Below are 25,503 nucleotides of genomic sequence, written 5' to 3'. Positions count from 1 at the left end.
AAAAAGGAGGAAAATCATGAAAAAACACATTTTATTGCTTGGTTTATGTCTTAGTTTGAGTCTTAGTGCTAAAAGCGTGAGTGACTACAAAGTAGGAGAAGAATTAAGCGACAAGGAAGGAGTAGAGTATTTTAAGGAACTTTCCAAAAGACCTGTGCAAGAATGGCCAAATAAAAATTTAAGCATCAATGATGTTCCAAAAGGCAAACAAGGGGATTTAATCCGTTATGGTATAAAGCTTTTAAGCAAGACAGAAAGCACTCTAGGACCCTATAGCAAGCTAAAAAAGACAAGCAACGAAGTAAACTGTATTTCCTGTCACATGGACAATGACGGCAATGGTTTACCAGGGACAAAAAAATATGTTATTCCATTTTTAAATGTCCTAAACAATTATCCAAGACTTGACATAGAAACGATGAAAATCATCTCCGTTGAAGATAGAATTCGCGGAATGGGCGGAACTGACTCTCATAGATTTCCTAATGATTCTAAAGAAATGAAAGCAATTTTAGCTTATTTTAAATGGCTAAAAGAAGCCTATGGTATCAAAGACGGCGTAAAGCTTGAAGGAGATTTTTTTGCTAAGATGAATTTTCCAAATCGCCCAGCTGACCCTGTGCGTGGAAAAAAACTCTTTGAAGAAAATTGCGTTTCTTGTCATGGCGAAAGAGGACTTGGAGTAAAAAATGATAATTACGAACAAGGTAGCGGACATTTATATCCATCTTTACTTATCTATCCTGATGGTGGACACATGGCTATGATACCATTTTTAGCAAGATTTTTAAAATCAGCCATGCCTTTTGGTGCGAGTGCAGATAATCCTATATTAAGTGATGAAGATGCACTAGATATAGCAGCTTATGTCAATACAGGTTTTGTAAGAATGCCTATAACCACTACAGAAAATCGTGCAGGACTTGATACAGCTTATAGCAAATCCCCATCATTAAAACCTGAGTATTTTGCCTCACCACAACAAAATTTAGACCCTAAAGAATACATAAAAGTAAAATACGGACCTTGGAAAAATCCAAATCACTTCCCAGGAGAATGATTAATTTTGGGCTTAGCCCAAAATTAATCCTCATCTTTGGCTAAATTTTCAAGACTTTTAATCCCTTCTTCGCCTATCAAATTTCCACCTTGTAAGTCGCTAAATATCGCATTTAAAGAACTCACTATGGCAGTGGAATTAAAACTTAGATTTTCTATAGCTCTTTCTCTTTTTTTCCATATATTTTGTAAAGCCCTTTTTTCAGCTTCTAACTCTTCTTTCATATTTTGGTAAGTTTTGAGTATAAAAGTGATTTGCGTGTTAAATTCCTTAGAATTTAAGTATTCGTATAAAATGTGATTTTTTTCATCTTTGTTTTGCAAGGCATTTTTGAGTTTGTAAGCGTTTATAATGCTTTCTCTAAGCACTGCTAAAACACCTTTGAATTCATTAAAAGTACATATCAAAATTCCTTCTTTAAAATGCGTTTTTTCTTTATCTTTTGGCATAGTTTTTGTGATCAAAACCGCTATATCACTTTTTGCAGCTATGCTATCTAGTTTAAGCTTATCCAGCCATTCTTTATTAAATTCTTTAGTGCGTTTGCTCTCATACAAAATACTTCCACAAATATTTCCAAAATTATCCTTTACTATATGCAGACAATCAGCTCCATTTACGCCCTTTGGCACTTCTTTTACTTCATCACTTAAATACTCACTTTGTATGTATTCTTCTATGAGTAGTTCAGCTGCTTCGCCTTGGAGTTGCTGTGAGCCTTGTTCTATCCTGCGTTGTGCGTCTTCTAGCTTTTGGGCTACGCTTTTAAAATTCGTTTCTAGTTCTTTGTATTTAAGATCTTGCTCTTGAGTGCTTTTTTGAAATTCAAGACGCATTTTTTCTCTTTCAAATTCCAAATTTTTGCTTTCTTGTTCTTTAAATTCTTTAAAGGCCTCTTCTTTGGCTTGAAATTTCAATCTTTCTTCATTTTCTTTTTGCTCTCTTTTTAGTCTTTCATTTTCAGCCTTTATGCTTAAAAACTCGCTAAGTTCTTTGCTTTTTTTCTCGAGTTCTTCTTGCATGATTTTCATTTCATTTTCATGCTCTTTGTTAAATTTCTCGCTGAATTCTTTTTGGAAATTTTGCTTTTGTGTGAGAAGTTCTTGTTCAAATTTTTGCTTTTCTAAAAGAAGCTTTTGGCTTACTTGCTCGCTTATGAGTTTTTCTTGTTCTATCTTTTGAGCTTTTAAATCATTTAAAGCTTTGGTGTATTCAGCTCTTTTAGCATTTACCTCATCATCAAATTCTTTTTTTTGTTTTAGCATTTCTTGCTTAGCTTTATCTAAAATTTGAGCATATAAAGCAGTGCTGATATCGATAAAACTTCCACAACTTGGGCATTTGATTTGTTCATTTTGGTTTAAATTTTGCATAAAAAATTTCCTTAGAATTTTTCTCTAAATTTAACATAGAAAAACAAAGATTATTCTAAGATTGACTTGTTAAAATCATTCTTTTAGAATAATTAGGATTACAAATGCAAAAACACACCAAAATTCACGGCTTTGCCAAATTTAAACTTATCATTATCCTTGCTTTGATGTCAAGCATAGCACCACTTTCTACAGATATGTATTTGCCTGCACTTTCTCATGTGGAGCAAAGTTTTCAAACTAATTCTTTTTTAACCCAACTTAGTATCGCAAGTTTTTTTATCGCTTTTGCTTTAGGACAGCTTATATATGGGCCTTTAAGTGATATTTTTGGGCGTAAAATTCCAGCTTTGGTGGGGATATTTTTCTTCATCATTTCGAGTTTGTTTTGTGTGATTATCGATGATATTTATGCTTTTATCGCTTTGAGATTTTTTGAAGCACTTGGGGGATGTGCAGGTGTGGTTATCGCAAGGGCTATTGTCAATGACTTGTTTGAGATCAAAGAAGCTGCAGGAATTTTTGCTTTGATGATGGTTTTTAGTTCTCTTGCTCCTATGCTTTCGCCAACTTTTGGGGGAATTTTGCTAGAGTATTTTTCATGGCATAGTATTTTTGCGACTTTGTTTGCTTTGGGAATTTTGCTTTTTTTGATGATACTTTTTGGCTTAAAAGAGTCCGCACCTCATCTTAAAAACAAAAAATTTTCCCATCATGAAGCGATGAAAAGCTACAAATTTGTTTTAAGCGATAAACGCTTTTTGGTTTATATACTATGTGCTTCTTTTGCTTTGGCGGCGATGTTTGCTTATATCACAGGATCAAGCTTTGTTTTTACGCAGTTTTTTGGCTTAAGTGAGCAAAAATTTGCCTTGCTTTTTGGGGCAAATGCTTTAGGTTTTGTCATCTGTGCAAATATAAATGCGAGATTGGTTTTAAAATACGAAAGCGAAAAAATTTTGGCAAAAGCTTTGATGATAATGTTTATATCGACTGTGATTTTACTTGTAAATGCCTTTTTTCATCCAAATTTCCTGCTTTTTGAACTTAGTATTTTTACAAGTATCGCTATGCTTGGCTTCATCGCACCCAATACCACGACTTTGGCTATGGCAAGGTTTAAAGAACATAGCGGAACTGCTTCTGCGGTGCTTGGAACGGTGCAATTTGGTTTTGCAGGTTTTATCTCCTTCGTGGTTGGGGCTATTAACGCAAATACGCCGATAATCCTTGCTTTTGTAATGTGTGCTTGTGTGTTGGTTGCTAATGGAGTGTATTTTTTAACTAGGAGAAAAAATGAAAACAAATAATATCTTTATGGCTTTAGCCATAGTTTTGGCAAGTTTGATTCTAGCTTTTGGATTTAACAAGGCTTTAAGTGATTTTAAAACTCTTGAAAGAAGTGTAAGTGTAAAAGGTTTAAGCCAAAAAGAAGTCGAAGCAGATACTTTGATACTTCCTATAAAATTCACAAGATCAAACAATAATCTTACAAATTTATACGAAGAACTAGAACAAGATAAAGAAAATATCATCAAATTTTTAAAAGAACAAGGCGTAAAAGAAGATGAGATCAGCTACAACTCGCCAAATATCATAGATCGTTTAAGCGATCCTTATGGCAACGACACTCAAGCTACATACCGATACATAGGCACTGCGAATTTACTCATCTACACGCAAAATGTAAAGCTTGGAAAAAGCATACTAGAAAACATTTCAAGTCTTGCAAAATTTGGCATAGTAACGAAAATCGATAATTATGACATAGAATACCTTTACACCAAGCTAAATGATATAAAACCTCAAATGATAGAAGAAGCAACGCTCAATGCTAGAAATGCAGCGATAAAATTCGCACAAGATTCAAACAGCCATCTAGGCAAGATAAAAAAGGCTTCTCAAGGGCAATTTAGCATCAGCAACAGGGATAAAAATACCCCTTACATCAAAACCATAAGAGTGGTTTCTACTATAGAATACTACTTAAAAGATTGATGATAAAATTCAAGCTAAGCTTTAAGGCTTAGCTTGGCACTATGGAATTTTTTCGTGCGGTTTTTTGGAGTGAGAAAAGGACTAAAGCTAAAAGTATGGTATATAGTATGTTTAGCACTATTAAGCTTGGGTAATTAAAAAATTTATCAGATTCGTTTGCGATTTTTCCTATTAAAGGGTGAATTACATTAGGTTGTTTTATGAGCATTATAATAAATACTATATATGAAAAGATAAGCACCACATATCTACCAAAAAACAAAGATTTGGTATAAACTAAACAAATATATAAACTAACAAACAAAGTATTTATAAGTAATGAATATCCAAAGTCTTTACCTAAATTTAAAAAAAATCCAAATAATGAAAATAACACATAAAAAACACAAGGGATAAAGGATGCGAACAATAAGCTTTTAATCAAATTCAAAAAATCACCAATGATATATATAAAATTTATGTTTTGTTTTTTTGAAACATTGTTTTTCTTTTCATATGAATCTAATTTACAAACAAAAAAACCACATCCAAAAACTACAAAAATAGCACTTATGATATCAAAATAAAGCCTAAATTTATCAAAAAATCCAAATAAAGTTAAAATCGCTCTTGTATCTTCTAGTTTATCATCGTGAAGCCAAGTAAAACCAAAAACAAACAAAGCATACAAAGCAATTAATAATATAAGATTATTAAAAACCTTTAAAAAGTCTGTATGATGATCACAAAGCTTTCTATAAAATCCTAAAAGTAAAAAATCCACAAAATCCCGAATTCTCGAAACATTTTTTTCTAAATCTGTCGTATTTTTTACATTCTCACCTTTTTTATCCCAATTTTGTTTTAGCTCTATCTCTTTACAATAAAGCTCGTATTTATGAAAATTTGAAGCATCTAAGGCATTGTTATCTTTTATCAAAGCACTTTTAAAAGTCCTAAAAGAATCTCTAAAATCATTTGCAAATTTATCTAAGGATTTTTGATCTTCTTCTTTTTTATTTTTATTAAACTCTTCATATTCTTGTTCAATTTTTTCTTCTAAATTAGAAAAAGTAAAATTTAATTTTGTATTAACTATATTTAAATTTTCATTGAAAATTGCTTGTGAAAAATCTAAACCTTTAAAAGTAGAATTATAAAAAGTTACATTTTTTTCAAAATGGCTTTTTTTGAAACTAGCATAATTATAAAAATTTCTTTCAAAATTAGACGAATTACAAAATGTATTTGCCTCAAAATAAAAATTTTTATTAAAACGACAATAAGCTATAACCACATTGCTTTTAAATTTGATATTATATGAAATAACATTTTCTTCAAAAGTACAACCATAGATATAAACTGGATTTTCTATCTCGAAAAAACCAGGAGCTTCGTTTATTTCACATAAAAATTTGCAATTGAAAAATGATAATTTATACTCATTAAATAATTTAAAACTAAAATTCTTTATAACAGCACCATTGATTTGTATGGATTGTAATCTAGCATTATGGGCAACACATTTATTGTCTATTTTTAAATAATTAGCTAGTTCTAAAATCTTGTCATTGATTTGTGTATTTGTCATTTTTAACCTTTCATTTTTTTTATTACATCATTTTAACTTGGCACTATGGAATTTTTTCGTGCGGTTTTTTGGAGTGAGAATATACAAAGCAAAAGTATAATGCTATATAAAACACTAGTGGATTTTATGGCGTTTTGGATAATTTCATCTTGATTTATCACTTCCAAAATCCCTTCAAAACTTGATTTAAATTTCAAAAGAGCCAAAACACTTTTTAACCTATCCTGACTATCTTTTTGTTCAAAAAGAGCCATTTGCTCAGGTGATAGTTTTTCAGATATAGAAAAAAATCTTTTTATGATACATAAAATATCTATTCCTTGAATAAAATTTAATTTTAAAATTTGATTGAGTTGAACAGATACAACGCTATTGTTGTTTTTATTGTCTATCTCTTCTATAATATTTTTTAAATTTGATGTGTTATTTTCTAACTCATTTAAAACATTTTTATAATCACTTTCATATTTATCATCATATACTTTCAAAATTTCTTTTAATTTTTCTTTATTTGCTATTATCAAAGCTTTAGCTGAATTTAACTCTGCAAAAGAAATATTTTGATCTTTTAAATGGAGATTAAAATCATTCTGCAATATGCTTGCTAGATTTATAATAACACTGGCATTTAAATCATTTAAACTTTTTTCAAATTGACTTTCATAAAGCTTATCTGATGAAAGTACACCTGTAAAAGGATTTATAAGTTGTGGTTTTAAAACAACAATCATAACCAAAAAGAAATAAATAAGCCAATTAAAACAATAAGATATAAAAGATTTTAAGTTTATATAAGGATACAAACAAATCAAAGCAATCACTAGCAAACAATAAAAAAACAATACAAATACAACATCACTAAATGAATGCAATAAAGTTATGGATTGTATTAAAAATAAAGCCATTAGAAATGCTAAAAAAGTAAATAAGATTAATCTTATACTTTTTAACTTGTGTTTTTTTAATGCTAGATACACAATTACCATAACCAAAATAGAAAGAATCAACACTCCAAAAAACCACAAAATGTTTTGTTTATCAATGCGATAACTTAAGCAAGGAATCAACCAAACCAAACCACCAAACGCAACAATATTTAAACTAGTAAAATTAATAATTCTAGGCAAATTTGTGTGATGAAGACTTGTAACCCTGTAAATCCATAACAACAATACACTAAAAGTAAGATTAATAGAATTTTTATCTTCTGATTTAGCAGCAATAAACGGCTTATTCTTCTCTTTATAACAACTTTCTACTTCAAATAACAATTCTCTCTCTTTCGCATAAAGTTCTAATTTATGCCATTCTTGAGCTTCTAAGGTATTATTTTGAGTGATTAAAACATCTTTTATAACCCTAAAGAATCTTTTAAATTTTTAGCATATCTTAATCTATATTCATTTTGAATTTTAAAAATCTCTTTTTCATCTTGTATTCCTTTGGTTTCGTTTTTGTAACTTTCATCTTTATAATTATCTTCTATATATTTCTCCACTGATTTAAAATCTAGCTTATCTATATCGACATTGATTAAATTTACAGCTTTTGGTTCTTTAAAATAACAAGCGCTAAAATTCGGAGTTTTATAAAACTTCACTCCATAAAAACAAGCTATATCATCAAATTCACACTCGTGAAAATCAGCATAACTATAAAATTCAGAATTATTAAAATAAGCATTATCTTCAAAATGAGCATTTGAAAAATTTAATTTAATATTTTCATTGTTTTTGTTTCCAAAAACAGAATCCATAAAATAACATCTATTTTTAAATTTATTTTTCCACAAATTAATATTATTAATGGTGGAATTTTGGATATATAAAAATTTATTAAATATATTTTGTTCTAAAATTAATTCATTAGTGTAAATATCCAAAAAATCAATTTCATTGCAAAAAATATTATATTTAAAATTACATTGCTTTTTAAAATTGCATTTAAAAAACTTTAGGCATGAATTTTCATTAAAATTTACCCATTCAATAAAGACATTTTCGAGAAAGTATATATTTTCAAAAACAATTTGTTTGCTAATATTAATTCTAGCGATACAAAACTCTTTATTAAATTTACAATTTGAAAATTTCAAAGATTTATTATAGTTTTCTCTTTTAAGGGATAGTCCATTGGTAATTGATAATTGATTGAGAATCAATCCATTATAAAATTCAAAATTAAATTTTGTTAGCAAATTAGATTCTAGTTTAATTCCAAGCTCAAAATCACTTACAATAAATGTATTTGAAAGATAGTTATATTTTATATGACTTTTATCTAAATGAAGAGTTGAAGAAATCAATTTCCACCAATTATCCAACATATCACAAACTAAAATACAATTGTTAAAAATTCTATATTTTATGTAAATTTCAAGATAATAACACACATCTTCTTCAAGATAGATTTTATCTGAAGGGTTAATTAGCATATATAAATTATTAAGCTTGAAGTCAATATAAGTATTTTTAACTATCCATTTATATTTCATGCTATCTTCCTTCAATTATTTTTATTTCTTCTTCGGTTAAGTTATAGAGTTTATAAACCAAAGAATTGATTTTATTTTCTAGTTCTTGGGTATTTGCGTTTTTGTCTTGTTCTTTGGCTTTTAAAATTTCATCGACTAAATTTATAAGCTCGTTTGCTAATTTTTCATTTTTGGAATTTATTTTGGGGATAGGAAACTTTTCTACATATTGATTTGATAATAAAAAGCCTTTGTCAGAATACAAATGCCCTATATTTTTAAAATAATAAAATATCAAACTAGAATTTAGAAACCCTAAAAGATATTTGAGTTCATTTTTAGAATTTGCCACCATAAAAGCCATAGAGTCTAACAAAATGCATTCTTTTTCTAAAATAAAACTCGGCTCTTGTGTTACTCTTTGCCAACCTATCTTTTCTTTTTCAAATTGTAATAAATAATCTTTGTTTGGATTATTGTCTAGCTCAAGCCAATGATGTTGCCCCAAATACTGCTTTTGATCTGTCACAGGTTTATTGGTGCATTGTCCTCTAGCTTGAAGTTTTTTCTTATATTGTTTTAAATGATTATATATGGCGGGATAATCTTTTTCTAAAATTTTATAACTTCCAAATTCAAAAACTATTATCCAAAGCCCCGCCCATTCATAGCTATATCTTTTTATATCGCGTCCGCGTAGCATTTTGCGTATGAGTTTGGCGGTGCGTTCTTTTTCAGCTTCATCTTTGCAATTTGCTAAAATTTCATTTCTTTTTTCAGTAGTGATGATAAAGGCTTCGTTATAGCCTGTTTTTATCCCATAGTTGATATTAAGCCCATACCATTCTTTAAGCGGAGTTCCTATGCGTTCTATCTTAGCCTTTAAAGCACTAGTATTCTCATCGCTAAAAGTGAAGCTTTCTTTGCTTAAAGAATTTTGCGAAAATTCTGCAAAGTCCTTATATAAGCCGATGTTATAGGCACAAGTTTTTAAAATTTCATTGTTTAAAGAAAGGTATTTGAATTTATTATCTTTGCTTTTTAATTTTTCAAAACAAAGTATGGAAGTATCCACCGTAGCACTATCAAAAACTTTTATGCCGTTTAAATCAGTATATTCTAAAAACTTAACATTTTTAAGCAAAAATTCACGCAAAGCTTCCCCATATCCTGCACGCGTGTATTTGTTAGAAGTGATATAGCTCAATACCCCCCCCCCTATCTTTTAAAACATTAAATCCTAGCTCATAAAAATAAGTATAAATATCACTCGTGCCTTTATAAACTTTATAGTTTTTAGCTAGATGAGGTTTTAGCTCTTTAAGCTCTTCTTGTCTTATATAAGGCGGATTGCCGATGATGAGATCAAAGCCTTTGAAATTTCCTTCATCGTCCAAAATTTCAGGGAATTCAAAACGCCATTCAAAAGGATGTGATTTTTCTAGTTCGAAAATACGCTCATAAAGCTCTAAAAGCTTTTTAAATTCTTTTCTTGCTACTTTTTCATCAAAACTGAATTCAAACATATTTTTAGAAAAAAAGCTTTTAAATTTTTCATCGTGATGTTCATCGGCTAAAAAATCGCCGTATTTTTTAGAATACTCGTTTGCCCCATTTGTGAGCTGCTTGATCTCTTTGTTAAATTTATCTTTCAAGCAAAAATTTTTAAAGCTTTCTTGGAGATTTTTTATCTCTTGGCTGATGTGGCTTTTATCTGTGTAAAAGCCTTCTTTATAGTCTTTTACTGTGCGTTTGTATTTGCCCATACGTTCTTTGATGTTAGGATAGTGGTTTAGGCTTTTGCCTGTTTCAAAGTAAGATACCAAAGAATTTCCGCATTTTATGTTTATATCGATGTTTGGCAATGTTTTAAGATCATGATAATTCTCATCATCAAAGCTTTGATAAAAACTGTGTTTTAAAAGCTCTATCCAAAGCCTTAGTTTGGTGATCTCGCATGAGTTAGGGTTGATATCGACTCCAAAAAGGTTGTTTTCTATGATGTCTTTTTTGGTATGAAAAAGTTCTTGCTGGATAAGATGGGCTTTATCTTTAGGCGTACTTGGGCGTTTATACTCTATAAACTCGCCTTTTCTACCCGTGATGAGAATTTCATCGTTTTGTACTTCTAGGTAAAACTCTTCATCAAAAAGATTTAGCTCATCATAAATGCTCAACATAATATTTAAAGCAGAAACCAAAAAATGCCCACTTCCCACTGCAGGATCGCAAATTTTTATAGAGTTTAAAAGCTCTTTTTGTGCTTTTTTGTCTTCTTTTCTTAAAGACTTTCTTAGTTCGTTTATATTTTTAGCATCAAGATCAAATTGAGCATTGAATTTATCAATCACAACTTTTGTGATACTTTCTTTACACATATAAGAAGTGATAAAGCTTGGCGTGTAAAAGCTCCCTTCTTTGTAGCCATTGAGTTTTTCAAACACATTTCCTAAAACGCTTGAACTTATGAGTTCTTTTTGGCTTAAAATTTCGCTTTGCTCATCATCGCTACCAAAATCAAAGCTATCTAAAAATTCAAACAAGTATTCCAAAAGCCCCACTTGTCCTTTTTTAGCCTTGCATTTATCATCTTTTAGCACGGTGTTTTTATAGTAAAAAAGCTTTAAGTCATTACTTAAGCTTGAAATTTCAAGTGTGTTTTCTATGCTTTGTTTTTCAAACAAAGAAGAATTTAGATAAGGCAGATAAGCAAATTCACTTTTCTTTCTCGTGCTTTTTTCTTTGGCTAAGACTTCAAAGAAAAGTTCGCTAAGCTTGTCAAAATCAGGGATTTTTTTGAAATTTAAAAATTTCAAATTTTTATCATCATTAAAACGCACCAAATTTGACTCTATAAGCTTTAAAAACAAAATGCGATTAAGCCATAAGATCAAAAGTTTTAAGATGGTTTCAAAATTTTCTTCTTTAAGCTTAGAGTTTATAGCGGTGTAGAAAGTGCCTTGCTCTTCTTTGCTTTCTTCACTTTTTGCGATGATGAGTTTTGAGTTTTGTTTGCTCTCATAAAGCCCTAAGATGTATAAAAGTTCTTTGTAAAAAGCGTTGTTGAGTGAATTTGCATCGTTGGGGTTAAACTCACTTAGCAAACAATCCTTGCTAAAAATTTTGAACAAAGGCTTAAGCTTACTAAAGCTTAATTTATCTTGCTCTAAGATAGGTTTTAAATTCACAAAAAGCCCTTTTAAAGTGCTATCGCCATTTAAAATCTTTTCAAATTCTTGATAAATTTCATCGGTATTGCCTTTAAAAAGCGAGTTTTTGCTTTCAAAATTTTCAAAAGCTTCTTTAAAATACTTGCTTTTGTTAAAAAGCTCTTCAAACAAATCCGCCTTAAAGATAAAAAAGCTATAAAAATCCGTGATGATGATGTGCTTAAGCGATGAATTTAGCGCTTTTCTTTCGCGAAGATAGTATAAAATGCACTCATGTAAAGCCTTGCAATTAGGTTTGCTTGGGCTAAAAAATTCTCTAGAATTAGGCAATTTTGCTTCGATGATGACTTGAGTAAGGCCATCTTTTTTTAAGGCTAAGTCTATACCGCTGTTGCCTTTGTGTATGCTTTTGACTTCGCATTGAAAAGATAAATTTTCAAAAAATTTGCTAAGAGCGTTTGCCACAAGGGAATCTTCGTTGTTTTTGAGATTGTTTTCTAAATTTATTTTATAGTCTTTTAAAGTTTTGATAAATTCGTTTAGTTCTGTTTCTAAGATAGGCTTTTTGCGGTGGTAGGGATTTAAAAATTCTTTTTCATTTATAGCTTCAAATTTCATATTGCACTTTCAATAAATTTTAAATATTTTAGCAAAAAAATCTCAAGTTTGGTATAAAATTTAAAAGTTACTTTTTGTAATTTTATAAAAAAATAATTATATAAAATGAGAATATTTGATACAAAATTTTAAAATTTTAAATATTTTTATAAAAATATATCATTTTTTAAATTTATCAATACCCCTAGTTTTATTACAATAATTCTATATATCATTAAAAAGGAGTAAAATGCGTTATTTAGCTATATTTGCGATTTCAATCACGCTAAGTTTTGGTGCAGCTAATCCACCTATACAAGATAGAACGGGCACAGGACTTGTTTTATCAAGTCACGAGCTAGCCAATAAAATAGGCAAAGAAGTTCTTGACAAAGGCGGAAATGCCATAGATGCAGCTGTAGCTGTAGGTTATGCTTTGGCTGTAGTGCATCCTGCAGCAGGAAACATAGGTGGTGGTGGCTTTGCAGTCATTCATCTAGCCAATGGAGAAAATACCACGCTTGATTTTAGAGAAATGGCACCTTTAAAAGCAAGCAGAGATATGTATCTTGATAGCAAAGGAGAAGTTATAAAAGATGCTTCAACTATAGGTTATCTAGCTGCTGGAGTACCAGGAACGGTTAAAGGTATGAGTGCTATACTTGATCGCTACGGCACTATGAAACTAAAAGACTTGATGGCTCCTGCTATAAAACTAGCTGAAAAAGGTTATCTCATCAATGATAGACAAGAACAAACCATGCTAGAAGCTAAAGATATGTTTAAAGAATTTCCTAGTTCAAGCAAATATTTCCTTAAAAAAGATGGCAGCACTTATAAAAGCGGGGATTTATTTGTCCAAAAAGATCTAGCAAAAACTTTAAAACTTATCGCAAAGGAAGGTCCTGATGCTTTTTATAAGGGAAAAATCGCTGATTTAATAGCAACGGATATGGCTAAAAACAAAGGCATTATCACTAAAGAAGATCTAGCACAATACCAAGCTATTTGGAGAAAACCTGTAGAAGGCACTTATAGGGGTTATGATATCATTTCCATGTCGCCACCTAGCAGTGGGGGTGCTCATATTATCGAAATTCTAAATATCATGGAAAATGCCAATATAGAAAATTTAGGCTTTGCAAGCTCTAAAACTTTACACATAATGGCTGAAGCTATGCGTCAAGCTTATGCGGATAGATCAGAATACATGGGCGATCCTGATTTTGTAAAAATCCCACTTGATAAACTTACAAGCAAAGAATACGCCAAAGAAATTTATACAAAAATTCCAAAAGATAAGGCTTTGCCAAGCTCAAAAGTAAAACCTGGTTTAGGGCAAATTCACGAAGGACATAATACCACTCATTATTCTGTACTAGATAGCAAAGGCAATGCTGTAAGCATTACCTATACTATCAATGCGAGTTATGGTTCGGGCGCTGCGGTTGAAGGGGCAGGGTTTTTACTCAATGATGAAATGGATGATTTTTCAATCAAACCAGGCGTGCCAAATTTATACGGACTTGTAGGCGGAGAAGCTAATGCTATAGAACCTAAAAAAAGACCTTTAAGCTCTATGAGTCCAACTATCATACTAAAAGATGGAAAAGTATTTATGGTAGTAGGTAGTCCAGGTGGTTCTAGAATCATCACGACAGTTTTACAAGTGATTTCAAATGTGATCGATCATAAAATGGATATATCAACAGCGGTAGAATCTCCAAGATTTCACATGCAGTGGCTACCTGATGAAATCAGAACAGAGCCTTTTGGAATCATCAAAGATGTGCAAAACAATCTTGAAAAAATGGGCTATAAAATCACCAAAGAACCTTATATGGGTGATGTAAATGCTATCATGGTCGATCCAAAAACTGGAAAAACTAGGCTCCATGGATACAAGAAAAGAATTCTAACTTCTTATTTACCCTTGAAATTTCAAGGGTAAATTTATACAGGATTTTTAAGTCTTCTTTTAAAAAATGCTCCTAAAATTAAAATCACTGTAAAAGCAATGAAAAAATATAAAAATTTAGGCACAGGCACAGGATCTCCTGCTGCATAAGAATGCAATCCTGAAAGATAGAAATTTACCCCAAAATAAGTCATCAAAATAGAATAAAATCCTATAACACTCGCACTTGCAAAGGCGTAAGGATTGTTAAATTTTGAGATAAATCTAAGATGTAAAATCATAGTATAAACAATAATAGAAATTAAAGCCCAAGTTTCTTTAGAATCCCAGCCCCAGTATCTTCCCCAGCTTTCATTTGCCCAAACTCCACCTAAGAAATTTCCTATAGTGAGTAAAGCAAGTCCTATTATCATCGCCATTTCGTTGATACAATGTAAGTTTAAAATACTTTGATCTATTTGAGCTTTTTTTGGATTTCTTAACATAAATAAAATCAAGCTAAATACTCCAAGTAAAAAGCAAAGTCCTAAAAATCCATAGCTTGCAGTGATGATAGAAACATGGATATTAAGCCAATAGGATTTTAAAACGGGCACAAGATTTGTAATTTGTGGATCCATAAAACCAAGATGTGCTACAAAAAGAGAAATTCCAGCCATAATACTTGCAGTACAAAGCGCTAAAGAAGATCTTTTACAAAAAACAAGTCCCGCAAAAGCACAAGCAAAAGCTATATAAACCATACTTTCATAAGCATTACTCCAAGGAGCGTGATCTCCTACATACCAACGAAAGATTAAAGCTAAAGCATGAGCTAAAACACTTAAAGCAATGAGAATAAAAATGGCATTTTTAAGCATTTTTGGAGCTTTTTTAAGGCTTAAAATTTCATAGACTAATAAGATAAAAAGCATACTACCTAGTAAAAGATAAATAGGGGTGAGATTGTCAAAAATATTATAATGATTTAAAAAAAGCTCTAAAGAAATTTGAGTAGGTGTAGGGATAAGATTTGATCTATAAAAATTTTGGAAATTTTTAAGTCTTTCTAAACTTTCATCGGCTTTAGAAAAATCTTTGGTACTAAAAGCTTGTTCAAAATCAAAAAAATATTTTGCCAATAAGCTTTGTATATTTTCTATATCCTTTAAATCAAAAGGCATAGGTGTAGCAGGAGAATACCAAGTATAGGTTTTTTGGCTTGGATCAGGAAATATTCTAAAAATTTCTCCGCTATAGATATAAAAAGCAGTGTTGATTTTTTCATCAAGAGCTAAAATATCTTTATCAAACTGATCTCTTAGAGTAGGTTTTTTGCGATTTACTTCTTCTATATAGTTTGAAAGTTTGTAAAAATCTCCATCAAAAACATCATCATAAGCAAGATATTTTTCATTTTTATCTACACCTAAAATTTCTTTTAGCTTTGCAGTTTTTACGCTAATCATTTTTATTTGTCTAAAATGTTGTGGATACATCATCATACCAAGAAAAATTTGATTATAGTTTAAACCTAAAAAATCATTTTTTTTGGTAATCTTATGAATGTAATTCATCGCTAAAGTATCGATAGGTTTTATCCTGCCATCAAAGTCTTGCACAAGTAAGCTTCCAAAAAGCATAGAATGTTTTGCAGAATTTTCTTTGATATTTTGTATAAGCTTTAAGGTATTTTCATCGGCAAAACTTTTTATGTTAAAAGCAAAAAGACAAAAAAGAATTAATAAAAGATTTTTTTGATTTTTAAGATAGTTTGATAATTTTTGAAATCTTGAGTTTTTAGCAAATAAAATCCATAAAAAACCTAAAGTCAGCAAAGTATAGCCTATATAGGTTGGAATTTTTCCAGGATTTTTATTGACTGAAAGTATGGTGCCTTGTTCGTCTTGATCATAAGAACTTTGAAAAAATCTATATCCGCCATAATCTAAAACATTATTCATAAAAATTTTATACTCAAAACTTTTATCTTGATCGATCACTTCGATATCTGAAGCATAAGAAGAAGGACTCATAGAACCTGCGTAGCGATCTAGGATAAAATCTTTTAAAGCCAAAGAAAAAGGCAATTTGATCTCTTCAGGACCCCAGTTGAGTGCAAAAATTTCACCTCCTAGTCTAAAAGGTAAAACATTTTCATTGTTGTAATTTGGAGTGAGTAAAATTTCTTTGCTTTCATTATTAAAAGAAATTTGCATTTTGATGATAGGATTGCTCATTGCATTAGGGGCTTTTTCATAATCAAGTAGTTTTAAATTTATAGTTTTATTTTGTTGCATGGAAACTTTTTTCTCAAAACTATTATGGAGTAAAGGATTAAAAGCCACCCCAAAGGATTGATATTCTATAACCTTACCTTCATCATTATAAAGCATTAAGGCTATAAATTCATCTCTTGTCACAATGATATCAGAACTTTGCCCTTCTCTAATGTGCATACCTCCTTCTACGCCAAAATAACGCGTGATTGCAGCGCCAAGTAAAATTACTATAAAAGCACTATGCAAGAGCAAGGAAGCGTATTTTTTTCTTTGCAAAAGTTTATGTATAAAAATAATACCTATAAGATTGATTAAAAGCAAAAAGTGTAAGATATCAAACCATAAAGCATTATAAACTAAGGCTTTAGCAGTATTTGCACCAAAATCATTTTCGACAAAAGTCGCTACTGCACAAGAAAGAGCATAGATAAAAAGCAAAATAAGACTCATCCAAAAGGAAAAAAAGATTTTCTTAAACATTTTTTTCCTTGTATGCTAGAAAAAGTGTTTTAAAAAGCTCATCTTCATTAAGCTTTTGATTTTTTTCATCTTTTAAAATTTCCATAGTCAAAACAAGGCGTTTAGCACTCATAAAACCAGGATAAATCAGTAAAGTTTTATGTTTAGGAGTAAAAAATACCAAAGTAGGCGTAGCGTCTATATTGAATTCTCTTGAAAGTTCTTCTGTGCTTGTTTTTTTATTGTCGTAATTATGAATTTTATGATAACTTGTATTGATATAGTAAGAATTATACGTGTTTTTTAAGATATTTTGAACTTCTTTGTTGTTTTGAATTTCGTGTTTTAATTTATCGCAATAAACACAATTATTTGCACTAAAAATAATTAGCACAGGTTTGTCAGAAAAAACAATATTTTGATTGTCTTTAAAAAATTCTGCGATTTCTTTGTAAGAGTTGAGATCAAGATTGTTTGTATCTTGTTTGTATTGTTCTGTAGTTTTTGTTCCTTTGGAAAGAATATTTTCATCTATTTTTTCATCATTACAAGCACAAAATAACAATATTATAAATCCTAAAATCAGTTTTTTTAACATCAAATCCTTTCATTTAAATTGCCTAGAAAACCTAGGCAATTATTATTTTAATAAATCCACTATAAAAGCATAAATCATCAAGAATAAAAAGATCATTCCCGTAATCAGCATCAAATAACCTGCTAATTTAGCAATGCTTTTATAAGAATTAAATTTAGAGTTTTTCTCATATAAACTTTCAAGCCTTCCGCTTTCTTTTAGGCGTTGATAATACGCATTTCTTTCTTGTTTAATCTCGGCTTCACTTTGGGTTCCTGAGAAAATTACCATATCCATAGGGAAGCGATCTGCTCTAAAATGAGTATTGAAGAAGTGGATTGCAAAGATAAATCCTGTTGCAAGTAAAGCTTCATCAGAATGCACTAAAGAACAAAGATTGATCATCCAACCTGGTAAAAAGGTACTAAAGAAAGTAGGGAACCATAAAACCAATCCTGAAAGTCCTATAACAAACATACCCCAAAATACTGCTAGATAGTCAAATTTTTCCCAATAAGTCCAGCGGTCAAATTGTGGTCTTTCACCCATGCCAAAGAACCATTTAAAATGTGCTTTCATATCTTTAAAGTCCTGCCAATTTGGCATTAAAGAATCAGGTCCAAAAAGGGCTTTTAAAATTTTCATTTTATCAAGTTTTCCTGTTTGTGGATCACGTACTAAATCTCTTCTTTTCCAGTTTACAAGTATGATTTCTCCAATATGAGAGAAAAAGACTATAAACATAACAATAGCACTAATATGATGTACTATGGTTGCACCGATTGGTCCGCCCATAAGATCTATCATGGTTTGTGCCCAAGGAGCGGTATAAAATTTTTGTGGCAAACCTGAGAAAGCAAGTCCTAAGAAACTTGCCGCCATAAAGAAATGCTGAATTTTATGGAAAGTTGAAAAACGTTTGATTAAAACCTTGTCATTGTGTGCATTTTCTTTTGCTTTTTTCCATTCTATAGGATGTGAAAATCTTGCTAAAATCAGTCTTATACTCCAAAGTAAAGTATGCAAACCAAAGAATACAAAAACTCCTATCACTAAAGCGGTCATAAAGATATAAGCACCGTGAAGTAAAGGATAGTTTTCTCCATCACTATGATCAGCATGTGCAATAAAATTGGCAAAATTTTCATTAGAATTTGGATGACACTGTGCACAAGTTTGAACACGATTTAAAGACGATAGGGTTGAGTTTAAATCTTCAACTTTTAAAATATTGTGTTTGCCGTGACAATCATAACAGGCTGCGATTTTTGGAGCACTACCAGGACTATTTAATACCATAGCCTTACCATGGAAAGTATCATGATAGCGATCTTGTTTATCTTGATGACATTCACCGCATTTAAAATCACTTCTTTGTTTTAAGGTCATTGCATTCATTAACGGATCGTTGTTGTGGATATCATGACAAGTGGTACAAGTTGGAATTTTTTTCTTTTTTCCATCTTTATCAAGTTGTATTTGGCTGATATTTTGATGAATGCTGTGTTTAAATTCTTTATCTACATCTTTATGACAACTTGCACAGTTTTTATTGATAAGATCTAAATTTGCAGCATTATTGTAGCGAATAGATTTTTTATCTTCGCCTTTTCCGTGGCAATCCCTACAACTTGGAACATCTCCAAAATACATTCTTGAATGAATACTATCTTTAAAATCATCTAAATTTTTAGCGTTTTGCCATTTTTCTATTTGTTCTTTTTGAACTTTTCTTCCAGAAAGCACCCAAGATTCTATACCATCTAACATAACATAAACATGGGTATAGCCTAATTTTTGGCTTAAATTTGCAATATTAGAAGCATCAAAAGTAAAACGATTCGACCCATAAAAAATTAAAGTTGTATTAAAATCATCAGGTAATAAATTTTGCCAATTTTGCGCATCAACTAAAACAGCATTAGGTATATTACCTGCAACTTCTCTTTCTTCCTTGGAATTAACATCCACAAAATATACATTTTTTTGCCCTAAAAGTTTTTCAGCATCTTTCATGCTGATAGGAGTTACACCTTCAACTATACCTATTTGAATTTTTCCGTCGGCAAGTAAAAAAGGGGTTGAAAAACAAAAAACAGCAAGCAATATAAATTTTATTAAACTTTGTTTCAAAATTTACTCCTTAAACTCGCCCAAAAAATGGGCGAAAATTTTATTTTAAAATATTTTTAGCTTCTTGTATATAAACCAAAGCCTCATCTACTATTTTTTTGGAGTAAACAGGACCATGCACACCCCAAGAACCATCTTTTTGCAATTTTTCTGCAATAGCCCTTGCTTGATTTGCCAAAGTAATAACACGAGATTTTTTCTCTACAGAAAGTTTAGGATTTTCAGCCATAGCTTTATCAATTTCTTTCACGCCTTTAAGAATATTTTCATATCCATCTTTTACAGGTTTTTGCCAACCTACAACAATGTCATAGATAGTCTCTTGATCTGTAAAATGAAGTTTTTTAGGTAAATTTGATTGAACCGCACTGTGACATCCACTTGCACCTGGCCCCATTAAATTTGGATCACTAAAACTTGTACGTCCACAAGCCCACATTAAATCAAGGAAAAATCTTCCATCATCATCTCTAGCGATGGTCCATCCTGGAGTTTTTGGAGATCTTTCTTTACCTTCTGGCGGATTAAGAGTTTTAGCAGTTTTATCAACTTTTATTTTCCAAATGTGAGAAGCTCTAACATTATCAAATCCACCTTTATCGGGATTTTGAACTGCTCCAAAGTTTTCACAACTCATCATATTTGGCATGTGACAAGCTGTACAATTATCTTTTGAATGAATTCCTCCTTGTTTAAAGAAGCTAGCTTGTGTGTCATGACAATCTGCACAAGTTTTTTTAAGCCCTACTTTAGTATATCCATCTTTCCAATCATTGAAAGTAACCTCATGAGGATCGTGGCAAGTAGAACATCTCATACCCTTATCATAGTGAGCTGAACTATACATTTGCGCACCTTCAGTTCCACAAGCTGGACAGCTAGATTTGAAGAAGGCATTAAATGGTTTTCTAGGATTTTTCTTAGCATCTTCTTCATTATAAGAAAATCTTTGATGACATCTTTCGCAGTTTGATGGCATACCTGCACCTCTAGCACCATAAAGATGAGCACCTGCACCATGACATTCTTCACAAGAAATACCTTTTGAAATTGTATGTTTTCTAAGCTCTTGAGTATTTCCTAAAGCTTTATAAAATTCTTCTTTGCTTTTAAAATCAAATTTAAAACTATGACAGGTTTCACAATAAGAACTTGCAGGCTGAAAAAGCATATTTTTACGATATTGTGCTGCATAAGAATTTGTTCCCCAAACTTGAGAGCCATTACCTCCAAATTGTTCCATAGTAGTAGGGAAACCTGGAGAAAATTCTGCTATTTTTTTGGTCATTTCAGGTGTTAAAAACTCACTCCAAAGCCTTGAGAATTGATTGCCGCCAGCTACAATTTTTCCTGTCATATTACTAAGATTTCCATCTTCAACATGATAAGTTCCACGAACCAACCATCTATCAATAAAACCATATTTTGTTCTAGGTGTTCCAATTACAGCATAGACATCATCAGGATAAATTCCATCTGGTAAAATAGTAGATTGTGAGTTATACATAGGTTTTTTTAAATCATTTCCTACTTCTTCAAACTCATCAGGAAAACGAACGGTTTTTGCATGACGTGATCTTTCCCAAGCTTTATATTGAGCAGGATGACATTCACCACATTTTTTTGGACCTACAAATTTATTTGGAAAATCTAAAAAAGATTCCATTCCTAAACGATAAGTCACTGAAGTATGAGCTAGATTGTTTTGCTGTGCAAAAGTAGGACCATTAGAAAATTCTACATATTCTTCTTCCCTATCACTAATAGCATATTTACCTACTATACGACCTTCTTTTTCATATTTAAACATAGGATGATGTTCTTTAAGATATTTAAAAAACGCATCTTCTTGGTGCACATAACCCTCAAGCGTTCTTGGTTTAGTATCGCCATCTTGTGCAGCTTCTCCTTGAATAAGAACATTTGAATTTTCTGCACTACTCACATTTAAAGCAAATCCCACCCCAAGTAATAGGGTTAAAACCTTTCCCTTAGAAATAAGCTTTTTCATAAGATACACCTTATAAATAAAATTTTTAAGATAATATAATTATGAAATAAATAGTTTAAGATATAAATTATCTTATTTAAATTATATTAACTTTTATATATAAAGTTTATGTTAATTAAACTTAATAATTAATAAAATTAACAATTTCATCGTGAATTTATATATTAATTTCTATTTTTTATTTAAAATTCTATCAATAAACCAAGTAGCCGATCACGCAAACAACTTTTTTAAAAGAACTAAATTTTTACAATCCATACAAATATACTAAACCTTCCAAACTCCTAAAAACACCCTATTCTCTTAAAAACCTTAACCAGCAACAAACTCTTTTTTAAACACGATTCTAAGCACCATCTAAAACAACAATAAAAATAAACATAGGATTTATATATAAAGTAAGCAATGAAGACATTTAACAAGTCCGCAATGAGCTACTTTCCCCCTGCCAGTAAGGCGTAGTATCATCACCCACGATGTGCTTAGCTTCTTGGTTCGGGATGGAGCAAGGCGTTTCCACATCTGTATAATCACGGACATTGTTATTTAAATATTCTTTGAAAGATTGAATTTAAAAAATAAAGCTTAATCTTTTTATTTCTTTACTTTTTTCTTTATTCTCTTTCTTCTTTTGTTTTTCTTTCTTCTTTACTTATCTTTTATCTTTGATAAGTTTTTATATAGAATACTTAAAAAACAATGTTAAGAGCAAGTTCTAATATAAACTTTACTTGAAAGATTTTATTAGCTTAAAAACATAATGTTTATATAAATATTTCATATAAAACATTCAAAGCTTTATAAAAACCTTAACAAGGAAGTGATGCTTTATTAAAGATAAGCCAAACGCTCTATTAGTACTGGTCAGCTAAAGGACTTTCATCCATTACACACCCAGCCTATCAAACTAGTAGTCTTCTAGAGAGCTTAGAGAAGATTCATCTTAGAGTTGGCTTCACGCTTAGATGCTTTCAGCGTTTATCCTTTCCAAACTTAGCTACGCTGCGATGCTCTTGGCAGAACAACAGCTACACCAGTGGTTTGTTCAACCCGGTCCTCTCGTACTAGGGTCAAATCTCTTCAATCTTCTTACGCCCACGGCAGATAGGGACCGAACTGTCTCACGACGTTCTGAACCCAGCTCGCGTACCGCTTTAAATGGCGAACAGCCATACCCTTGGGACCTGCTCCAGCCCCAGGATGCGATGAGCCGACATCGAGGTGCCAAACCTCCCCGTCGATGTGAGCTCTTGGGGGAGATCAGCCTGTTATCCCCGGGGTACCTTTTATCCTTTGAGCGATGGCCCTTCCACACAGAACCACCGGATCACTAAGACCGACTTTCGTCTCTGCTTGACTTGTATGTCTTGCAGTTAAGCTGGCTTATACCTTTATACTCTACGAACGATTTCCAACCGTTCTGAGCCAACCTTTGTAAGCCTCCGTTATTATTTGGGAGGCGACCGCCCCAGTCAAACTACCCACCAGACATTGTCCCACTTGAGGATAACTCAAGCTGGTTAGCTACCCAAATAAGAAAGAGTGGTATCTCAACAACGGCTCATATACAACTGGCGTCATATACTCAAAGCCTCCCACCTATCCTGCACATTCTTATCCAAGTAGCAGTGTCAAGCTGTAGTAAAGGTCCACGGGGTCTTTCCGTCTTGCCGCGGGTAGGAGGAATTTTCACCTCCACTACAATTTCACTGGATCCCTCTTTGAGACAGCTCCCATCTCGTTACGCCATTCATGCAGGTCGGTATTTAACCGACAAGGAATTTCGCTACCTTAGGACCGTTATAGTTACGGCCGCCGTTTACTCGGGCTTCGATCAAGAGCTTCGCTAATGCTAACCCCATCAATTAACCTTCGAGCACCGGGCAGGCGTCACACCCTATACATCCTCTTACGAGTTAGCAGAGTGCTGTGTTTTTGGTAAACAGTCGGGAGGGACTCTTTGTTGTAAGTTTCTTCGCTTTCGAAGTAAATCCTAGTACGAAGCTAACCACACCTTATACCGAAGATACGGTGCTATTTTGCAGAGTTCCTTAAAGAGAGTTCTTCCACGCGCCTTAGAATACTCATCCCACCCACCTGTGTCGGTTTACGGTACGGGCAACATTAGCTAAACTTAGAAACTTTTCTTGGCTCGACGGCATCAGGGGTTCTTCTATCCATCCGAAGATTTCAAAAAGCCTTTCAGTTCTCGGAGTGTTCTTATACGGATTTGCCTGTATAAGCTCCTACGACCTTAGACTAGCACTTCCATCCGCTAGCCCCCTTAGCCCTAAGCGTCCTTCCATCGCACACTAATGTTGGTATTGGAATATTAACCAATTTGCCATCGTCTACCCCTTTCGGACTCGACTTAGGACCCGACTAACCCTACGATGACGAGCATCGCGTAGGAAACCTTGGGTTTACGGCGTTAATGATTCTCACATTAATTATCGCTACTCATGCCTGCATGCTCACTTCTATTCGCTCCAGCACTCCTTACCGGTATACCTTCGACGCAAATAGAACGCTCTCCTACCACTTGCACACAACTTAAACTACTTAAACTACTTAAACTTTAAACCAAGAATATTTTTACTGATTTTACTAAGCTTTATTTCTATCTTTACTCTATAAAAATCAGTAAAAATATAACTAAAACATATAACTTAGTTTTTTATATTCTCAACTTAAATAATCTAAGTTGTGTGCAAGTCTACAGCTTCGGTACTTACTTTAGCCCCGTTATATTTTCCGCGCAAAATCACTAGACCAGTGAGCTATTACGCTTTCTTTAAAGGATGGCTGCTTCTAAGCCAACCTCCTGGTTGTTTAAGTAACTTCACATCGTTTTCCACTTAAGTAAGATTTAGGGACCTTAGCTGGTAGTCTGGGTTGTTTCCCTCTTGACGACGGATTTTATCACTCGCCGCCTGACTGCTGTGATTACATATAAGGTATTCGGAGTTTGATAGGGTTTGGTACATTGGTGTATGCCCTAGCCCATTCAGTGCTCTACCCCCTTATATTACGACACAACGCTATACCTAAATATATTTCGGAGAGAACCAGCTATCACGAAGTTTGATTGGCCTTTCACCCCTATCCACAAGTCATCCCGGGGCTTTTCAACGCCTATGGGTTCAGTCCTCCACTAGTTCTTACACTAGCTTCAACTTGCTCATGGATAGATCACTTCGTTTCGGGTCTGCAGCATCTGACTAAGCGCCCTATTCAGACTCGCTTTCGCTACGGCTTCGCGTTTGCTTAACCTTGCCAGACACCACAACTCGCAGGCTCATTATGCAAAAGGCAGTCCATCACACTGTATTGCTACATAGTGCTCTGAATGATTGTAAGCAAATGGTTTCAGGTTCTATTTCACTCTGATCACCTCAGTTCTTTTCACCTTTCCCTCACGGTACTTGTGCACTATCGATCTGGTATTAGTATTTAGGGTTGGATCGTGGTCGACCCGGATTCAGACAGGATTCCTCGTGTCCCGCCCTACTCAGGATACTGCTAGCTAAGCTTTGTTTTTCGCATACGGGACTATCACCCTCTATGGCTATACTTTCCAGAATGTTCTGCTAAACTCAGCTCTTGCACATTGCAGTCCTACAACCCCCAGTGCAAGCACTGGGTTTGCCCTCTTGCGCTTTCGCTCGCCGCTACTGACGCAATCTCTATTGATTTCTTTTCCTGAGGGTACTAAGATGTTTCAATTCCCCTCGTTCGCTCCTATATAGGTAATGTATATCTCTATACATTGGGTTGCCCCATTCGGAAATCTACGGATCAAAGCTTCTTGACAGCTCCCCGTAGCTTATCGCAGTCTAGTACGTCCTTCATCGCCTTTACCAGTCAAGGCATCCACCATTCGCTCTTAGTAGCTTACCTTTT

At 32.4% G+C, this 25,503-nt stretch carries 9 protein-coding genes, 2 rRNA genes and 3 pseudogenes; 4 read left to right on the top strand and 10 right to left on the bottom strand.

The genetic code is table 11. The annotated features are described in order from the left end of the window. The first annotated feature begins 16 nt into the window (after positions 1–16). Positions 17–1,060, top strand: a complete 1,044-nt coding sequence (locus AJ884_RS05125) for a c-type cytochrome (RefSeq protein ID WP_070286480.1) — start codon at positions 17–19, stop codon at positions 1,058–1,060. A 23-nt stretch (positions 1,061–1,083) separates the two neighbouring features. Here AJ884_RS05125 and AJ884_RS05120 read toward each other — a convergent pair whose 3' ends face one another. Beyond that, a complete protein-coding gene (locus AJ884_RS05120) occupies positions 1,084–2,433 on the bottom strand; it encodes a DUF2130 domain-containing protein (protein ID WP_070276098.1) in 1,350 nt (449 codons plus the stop codon). A 104-nt stretch (positions 2,434–2,537) separates the two neighbouring features. Here AJ884_RS05120 and AJ884_RS05115 point away from each other — a divergent pair, with 104 nt between their 5' ends. Together AJ884_RS05115 and AJ884_RS05110 are read left to right on the top strand one after the other, a co-directional pair. Next, positions 2,538–3,743 carry a multidrug effflux MFS transporter gene (locus AJ884_RS05115; RefSeq protein ID WP_070286479.1) on the top strand — a complete coding sequence of 402 codons (1,206 nt, stop codon included), beginning with the start codon at positions 2,538–2,540 and terminating at the stop codon, positions 3,741–3,743. Then, complete coding sequence (locus AJ884_RS05110) at positions 3,730–4,431, top strand: SIMPL domain-containing protein (protein ID WP_002868973.1); 702 nt, start codon at positions 3,730–3,732, stop codon at positions 4,429–4,431. Before AJ884_RS05115 ends, AJ884_RS05110 begins: the two co-directional genes overlap by 14 nt. 28 nt (positions 4,432–4,459) lie before the next feature. Here the strand turns inward: AJ884_RS05110 and AJ884_RS05105 are convergent, their stop codons facing one another. From AJ884_RS05105 to AJ884_RS05095, 3 genes and pseudogenes are all read right to left on the bottom strand, one after another. After that, positions 4,460–6,001: a pentapeptide repeat-containing protein gene (locus tag AJ884_RS05105; protein ID WP_070276096.1), complete on the bottom strand. Its 1,542-nt coding sequence runs from the start codon at positions 5,999–6,001 to the stop codon at positions 4,460–4,462. Between the two features lie 32 nt (positions 6,002–6,033). Beyond that, a pseudogene (locus AJ884_RS05100) lies at positions 6,034–8,495 on the bottom strand (pentapeptide repeat-containing protein). 1 nt (position 8,496) lies between these two features. Continuing rightward, positions 8,497–12,262, bottom strand: a pseudogene (locus AJ884_RS05095) (class I SAM-dependent DNA methyltransferase). Positions 12,263–12,491: 229 nt separating this feature from the next. On the opposite strand from AJ884_RS05095, the pseudogene ggt reads away from it, so the two are divergent. Further along, positions 12,492–14,160, top strand: a pseudogene (ggt, locus tag AJ884_RS05090) (gamma-glutamyltransferase). Positions 14,161–14,194: 34 nt separating this feature from the next. Here ggt and ccsA read toward each other — a convergent pair. The 6 genes from ccsA to AJ884_RS05060 form a co-directional block, all read right to left on the bottom strand. Beyond that, the gene (gene ccsA, locus AJ884_RS05085; protein WP_070286478.1) at positions 14,195–16,900 is read right to left on the bottom strand and encodes a cytochrome c biogenesis protein CcsA; all 2,706 of its coding nucleotides are present in this window, start codon (positions 16,898–16,900) and stop codon (positions 14,195–14,197) included. Beyond that, a complete protein-coding gene (locus tag AJ884_RS05080; protein WP_070243390.1) occupies positions 16,893–17,477 on the bottom strand; it encodes a SoxW family protein in 585 nt (194 codons plus the stop codon). The genes ccsA and AJ884_RS05080 overlap by 8 nt, the downstream gene beginning before the upstream one ends. 42 nt (positions 17,478–17,519) lie before the next feature. Then, entirely contained in the window at positions 17,520–19,589 is a 2,070-nt protein-coding gene (locus AJ884_RS05075; RefSeq protein WP_083267225.1) for a rhodanese-like domain-containing protein, read from the bottom strand. A gap of 40 nt (positions 19,590–19,629) precedes the next feature. Continuing rightward, positions 19,630–21,600 (bottom strand): cytochrome c3 family protein, encoded by a 1,971-nt coding sequence (locus tag AJ884_RS05070; RefSeq protein WP_070286476.1) that lies wholly within the window; start codon positions 21,598–21,600, stop codon positions 19,630–19,632. A gap of 421 nt (positions 21,601–22,021) precedes the next feature. After that, positions 22,022–22,138 (bottom strand): 5S ribosomal RNA (gene rrf, locus AJ884_RS05065). Between the two features lie 295 nt (positions 22,139–22,433). After that, positions 22,434–25,500, bottom strand: a 23S ribosomal RNA gene (locus AJ884_RS05060). Positions 25,501–25,503: the final 3 nt, after the last annotated feature.

It is taken from the genome of Campylobacter sp. BCW_6463 (assembly GCF_001762785.1).
GTDB lineage: Bacteria > Campylobacterota > Campylobacteria > Campylobacterales > Campylobacteraceae > Campylobacter_D > Campylobacter_D jejuni.
The sequence above is the reverse complement of the archived record's forward strand: the minus strand, read 5'-3'. Positions and strand labels throughout refer to the sequence as shown.

Excerpts from the sequence above, each read along its gene's own strand:
- AJ884_RS05125 (WP_070286480.1), top strand. The coding sequence starts at position 17 with ATGAAAAAACACATTTTATTGCTTGGTTTATGTCTTAGTTTGAGTCTT.
- AJ884_RS05120 (WP_070276098.1), bottom strand. The coding sequence starts at position 2,433 with ATGCAAAATTTAAACCAAAATGAACAAATCAAATGCCCAAGTTGTGGA.
- AJ884_RS05115 (WP_070286479.1), top strand. The coding sequence starts at position 2,538 with ATGCAAAAACACACCAAAATTCACGGCTTTGCCAAATTTAAACTTATC.
- AJ884_RS05110 (WP_002868973.1), top strand. The coding sequence starts at position 3,730 with ATGAAAACAAATAATATCTTTATGGCTTTAGCCATAGTTTTGGCAAGT.
- AJ884_RS05105 (WP_070276096.1), bottom strand. The coding sequence starts at position 6,001 with ATGACAAATACACAAATCAATGACAAGATTTTAGAACTAGCTAATTAT.
- ccsA (WP_070286478.1), bottom strand. The coding sequence starts at position 16,900 with ATGTTTAAGAAAATCTTTTTTTCCTTTTGGATGAGTCTTATTTTGCTT.
- AJ884_RS05080 (WP_070243390.1), bottom strand. The coding sequence starts at position 17,477 with ATGTTAAAAAAACTGATTTTAGGATTTATAATATTGTTATTTTGTGCT.
- AJ884_RS05070 (WP_070286476.1), bottom strand. The coding sequence starts at position 21,600 with ATGAAAAAGCTTATTTCTAAGGGAAAGGTTTTAACCCTATTACTTGGG.